Below are 5,193 nucleotides of genomic sequence, written 5' to 3'. Positions count from 1 at the left end.
GTTGTCAAAGCAGGATTCGGCGCGATAATCGGGATGCGCGCGCCATGTTGTGTCATGCAAAAGGCATGCGGCCCGGACCAGCCGCAACCGTTCTGGCGTTGCATCTGCGAAGAGAGGCAGGATGAAGGCAAAGAGTTTTTTACCAAAACCCGGGGCGCGCGCCATGCTGCGCTCGGCGTGACGGCAAGCCTCGATCAAAGGGTCGCGGCGACGCAGCCGGTCTGGCATCTGCTCGTAAAGCATTCCTTCGCGGATGCCGTAAGAGGAAACAGCAAGCTCTTTTGGGGCGAGGGTTTCCACCAGTTGTCGCAACACCATGCTGGCCAAGGGCACCAGTTCCATCCGCGCAAGCGAGGTTCCAGTGCGCGAGCGCAACGCGTCGATGTCGTTCTCTGCGATCCAGTCGATGGTTGCCACCACGTCCTCGGGCGTCATGCGGTATTCATGCAGCACCGTCATCGGATAGCGCCGCCGTTCCATATCCAGCCGTGCAATGGCGCGCCATGAGCCGCCAACCAGATAGATGCGCGGATGGTTGCGCCCCATCCGTTCGGCCATGTCTTCCACGATTTCGGCAACGTGGCGCTTTGCGCCCTCGATACCGCCCTTTACCTGTTGCAACTGAAATGGCCCAATCGGGGCAGAAGTTCGAAGCCCAACTTTACCATCTGCAACAATTGCCAATTCCATCGAGTTGCCGCCCATGTCGCAGACAAGGCCCTCGGCCTCGGGCCAGCCAAGCAGCACGCCCTGCGCTGAAAGCCGCGCCTCTTCCTGCCCGTCGATGATCCAGAGCCGAAGCCCGGTCTCTTTTTCGACTTGCCGGGCAAAATCGACCCCGTCTTTGGCATCGCGCACGGCGGCTGTGGCCACACAGCTGAGCGGGGCGGCACCCATGTCGCGCGCCAATGTCGCGAATCGCTTGAGCGCCGCCATAGCCCGCTCGCGCCCGCGCGGATTGAGCACACCGGACTCGGCCATGCCTTGCCCCAGCCCCGCCATCACCTTTTCGTTGTAGAAATATGCAGGGCTGCGCGCTGCGCCGTCAAACACCACCATCCGCACCGAGTTCGAACCGACGTCAACCACACCAACGCGACTGAGCGCGCGCACCGAAGGGTCATCAAACAGGGGGCGACCAAAGGGTTCCCAATCGTCGCCATGCGCATCGGATTTTGCTATCATCGGTCCATCCAGAGCAGGTTCGGGCGATCTCGCGCCAACACCTAGCCGCTAGTCTTGCTCATGCGCAAGCTGCGGAACGTCGCGGGCCCCTGCCGAACCGCGGCCCGACAGCGAGGGGTTTTCCATGAAGAAGCGATGGCACGAGAAGAAATCGGATTTGCCATCAGGCAGATAGCGCGTGTAGCGGCCATCGGGCTGTAGCACCCAGCTTTGCGCCTCGTCGGCAAGGTTTGCCGCCATGATCTGCTCCACAATCTGCGCGTGGACCGTGGGGTTGGTGATTTCGATCAGCGTTTCCACCCGCCGCGTCAGGTTGCGCACCATCCAGTCGGCCGAGGAAATGAACACCCTCGCGTGGCGCGATGGCAACTCATGGCCGTTGCCAAAGCAGACGATCCGGCTGTGTTCCAGAAAACGCCCGACGATGGATTTGACCCGGATGTTTTCACTCAACCCCTTGATGCCCGGGCGCAGGCCGCAAATGCCGCGCACCACCAGCGTGATCTTTACGCCAGCGCGGCTGGCGGCATAAAGCGCGTCGATCACCTCTGGCTCGATCAGGCTGTTCATCTTTGCCCAGATCTGCGCCGGTCGCCCGGCGCGCGCGTTTTCGGCCTCTGCGGCGATCATGCCAAGTAGCCTCGGTTTGAGCGTGATCGGAGAAATCGCAAGATTTTCAAGCCCCTCCGGCTGAACATAACCTGAAAGGTAATTGAAAACCTTGGTCGCATCGCGCCCTAGCGCCGCATCGCAGGTAAAGAAGCTGAGGTCGGTATAGATGCGCGCCGTGATCGGGTGATAATTGCCGGTACCGTAATGGGTATAGGTCACAAGGCTGTCACCCTCGCGCCGAACCACGGTCGAGATCTTGGCGTGGGTCTTGTAGTTGACAAAGCCGTAAACGACATGCGCGCCCGAGCGTTCCAGCCGCCGCGATTGGCGGATGTTGGCGGCCTCGTCGAACCGCGCTTTCAGTTCCACCAGTGCCGTCACCGATTTGCCAGCCTCGGCGGCTTCGCAGAGCGCGGTGACAATCGGGCTGTCACGACTGGTTCGGTAAAGCGTCTGCTTGATTGCCAGCACATCGGGGTCAGCCGCTGCCTGATTGAGAAAGCGGATCACCATGTCGAAGGTTTCATAGGGGTGGTGCAGCAACATATCCTTTTGCCGGATTGCCGCAAACATGTCGCCGCCGTGGTCCTGCACCCGCTCGGGAATGCGCGGGGAAAAACTTGGCCAAAGCAGATCGGGGCGGGTGTTGAGCACAAGCTCCTTAAGATCTGCGATGCCCAGCAGGCCCTTGACCTCGACCACCTCATCGGGCGAAACGCCCAACTCTTCCATCACCAGCGCGCGCAATCCGGCGGGCGCGCCGGTGGTGATCTTCATTCGGATGACTTGCCCGCGGCGCCGCCGTTTCAGCGCGGTTTCAAACTCGCGCACCAGATCTTCGGCCTCGTCTTCGACCTCGATATCGCTGTCGCGCAGAACCCGAAATGCGCAGTGCCCAACATCGCGGTAGCCCGGAAACAACGATCCGAGATGCAGCATCAGCAATTCTTCCAACGGCAGAAACCGCGCATCGCCCGGCAGCCGGATGAAGCGTTCGATCTGCTGCGGTATCGGCAAAAGCGCCTGCAACCGCCGACCGTCCGTCTCGCGCCGAAGTTCAAGCGCAAGGCAAAAGCCGGTGTTGGGAATGAAAGGGAACGGGTGCGCCGGGTCGATGGCAAGCGGCGAAAGCACCGGGAACACCTTGTTAAGGAAATACTCGGCCAGATGCGCGCGATCGCGCGCCGTTAGCTTGGCGCGGTTTACCAGCACGATCCCCTCCGCCTGCATGTCGCGGCGGATCGCATTCCAGACGGTTTGCTGGTGTTGCATCAGACGGCGCGCATTGGCGTTGATCAGCACCAGTTGTTCGGCGGGGCTGAGGCCATCGTCAGAGGGCAGCGCATTGCCTTCGCGCATCAACTCGCGCAGGCCCGCCACGCGCACCGTGTAGAACTCGTCAAGATTGGTTGCCGAGATCGACAAAAACCGCAGCCGTTCCAGCAGCGGAACGCGCGGGTTCTCGGCCTCTTCGACCACGCGCCAGTTGAAGGCAAGCCAGCTCAGCTCTCGGTTGAAAAACCGCGAGGGGCCGGAAACCACGGCGGCGGGCATTGAAACGGGTGCCGGGAACGGGCTGCGTAGGAAGTCTGCTTGGGTCATGATGCGCTTATGATGCGGTTTTGCGACGGTTTCATGACGCCAGTCTGAGGCCGTCAGGTGCCAGTGTCCAGCACCTGCTGCGCAAGGCGGCGGTTGATTGGCACCCCTAACGACAGCGCCGTGGCATCAAGCCTGTCCACCACCTGTCGTGCTTCGGCCAGCGAACGGTCGATGTGGGCTACCAGCCATGTGATGAGCGCGGGCGAAACCGTCACCTGCCGATCGGCAAATAGCTTGACCAGCACCGCCGCCAGCAGCGCGTCATCGGGCGGCTCGATCTGCGCGATGGGCAGCGCCGTCATGCGGCTTGCAAGATCGGGCAGGGTCAGGCCCCAGTCGCGCGGCGGGCGTGTGGCGGTCAACAGCAGCAGCGCGCCTTCGGCCGCCGCGAGGTTGTGCAGATGAAAAAGCGCGGCTTCGGCCTCGGGGTGCCCGCCGATGGTATCGGCATCCTCCACCAGCACCGCGCCTGCGGCCACCAGAGCGGGCACATTGGCCCGCTGCAACATCGCCGCAGAAACCGTCGGCGCGCCTTGTTCTTCGGCCCAAAGCCCGGCCAGATGCGATTTGCCGGCACCTTCGGGCCCCCGCAGCAGCAACCGCCCCTGCGGCCATGCCTCGGGGGCGTCAATCGCGGCCAACGCCTGCGCATTGGCCGGCGAGATGAAGAAATCCGCGCGCCCGCGCGCCGCGCGCAGCGGCAGATCAAAGGCCATCTGCCGCGCCATTCAGTCTTCCTCGCAGACGCGCGCGTTGATGTGCTCTTGCCCTTGATAGAGGCGGCTTCCCTGATAGCGTTGGATACCAAAGCGCGCCAGAACGCCGATTACCGCCGCAAACGGCACCGCGACCAGCATACCGACAAAGCCGAAAGTCGATCCAAAGGTCGAAAGGGCGAAAATCAACCACAAGGGGTGCAGGCCGACCGAACTTCCGACCAGCTTTGGCGAAATGATATTGCCTTCCAGAAACTGCCCGAGCGCAAAAATACCGATCACGATCGCGATGCTGACCCACTGCCCCCAGAACTGAAATAGCGCCAGCCCGATCGCCAGCGCCCCGCCGATCAGCGCACCGACATAGGGAATGAAGGTAATGGCACCCGCGATGGCACCCACCACCAGCCCGAATTGCAGCCCGGCGAGCATCAGCGAAATCGCATAATAGCTGCCAAGGATCAGGCAGACCGAAACCTGACCACGCACGAAACCCGCAAGCACCTTGTCGATATCGCGCGCAAGCTGGCGCACCACCGGGGCGTGGTCGCGTGGCAGCCAACCGTCGATTTTCGCCACCATGCGGTCCCAGTCCAAAAGCATGTAGAAAGCCACGACCGGCACCACGACAATGAAGACAAGCGCGTTGATCAAACTTAGCGCCGAAGTCAGCGCGCGTTGAACCAACTCGCCACCGCGCGCCTTGACCGCCTCGCCAATCGCGGTCAGCGTGTCGCGAAGAACCGAGCCTTCGTCCATGATTCCGGGAAATCGTTCGGTCAGGAACGCCTGGAGGCGGGCGGCAATGGCGGGCGCGGTTTCGACCAATTGCACCGTTTGCTGAATCAACGAAGGCAGCACCAACAACCCGATCACCACGAAGATCGTCGAAAGCAGAACCGCAATCAGCGTGGTCGCGGCGATCCGGTTGAGCCCCAGTCGCTGCAAGCGGTCGGCCACCGGGTCCATGAAATAGGCAAGCGCCCCGCCTGTAAGAAACGGCAAGATCACCGAGCCCAAGCCCCAAAGCACTGCCAACAGCACCACCAGCGCGATGCCCCAGTAGATCAGTTGATTG

4 protein-coding genes are annotated in these 5,193 nt (G+C 62.0%); all 4 read right to left on the bottom strand.

Features of this window, described 5'->3' with window-relative positions; all coding sequences use genetic code 11:
* Positions 1-1,185 (bottom strand): Ppx/GppA family phosphatase (locus ABY403_RS13055; protein WP_372841265.1); only part of this gene is annotated, 1,185 nt, incomplete at its 3' end.
* 48 nt (positions 1,186-1,233) lie between these two features.
* Positions 1,234-3,399, bottom strand: a complete 2,166-nt coding sequence (locus tag ABY403_RS13050) for an RNA degradosome polyphosphate kinase (protein ID WP_372841264.1) — start codon at positions 3,397-3,399, stop codon at positions 1,234-1,236.
* Positions 3,400-3,452: 53 nt separating this feature from the next.
* Positions 3,453-4,127, bottom strand: a complete 675-nt coding sequence (locus tag ABY403_RS13045; RefSeq protein WP_372841263.1) for a chromosomal replication initiator DnaA — start codon at positions 4,125-4,127, stop codon at positions 3,453-3,455.
* The coding region (locus ABY403_RS13040) for an AI-2E family transporter (RefSeq protein ID WP_372841262.1) at positions 4,128-5,193 on the bottom strand (1,066 nt) is incomplete at its 5' end. It lies immediately after the preceding gene.

This window comes from Phaeovulum sp., from assembly GCF_041596715.1.
Lineage (GTDB): Bacteria > Pseudomonadota > Alphaproteobacteria > Rhodobacterales > Rhodobacteraceae > UBA6213.
Note: the sequence above shows the minus strand (reverse complement) of the source record. Positions and strands in the feature narration are given on the sequence as shown.

Excerpts from the sequence above, each read along its gene's own strand:
- ABY403_RS13045 (WP_372841263.1), bottom strand. The coding sequence starts at position 4,127 with ATGGCGCGGCAGATGGCCTTTGATCTGCCGCTGCGCGCGGCGCGCGGG.
- ABY403_RS13050 (WP_372841264.1), bottom strand. The coding sequence starts at position 3,399 with ATGACCCAAGCAGACTTCCTACGCAGCCCGTTCCCGGCACCCGTTTCA.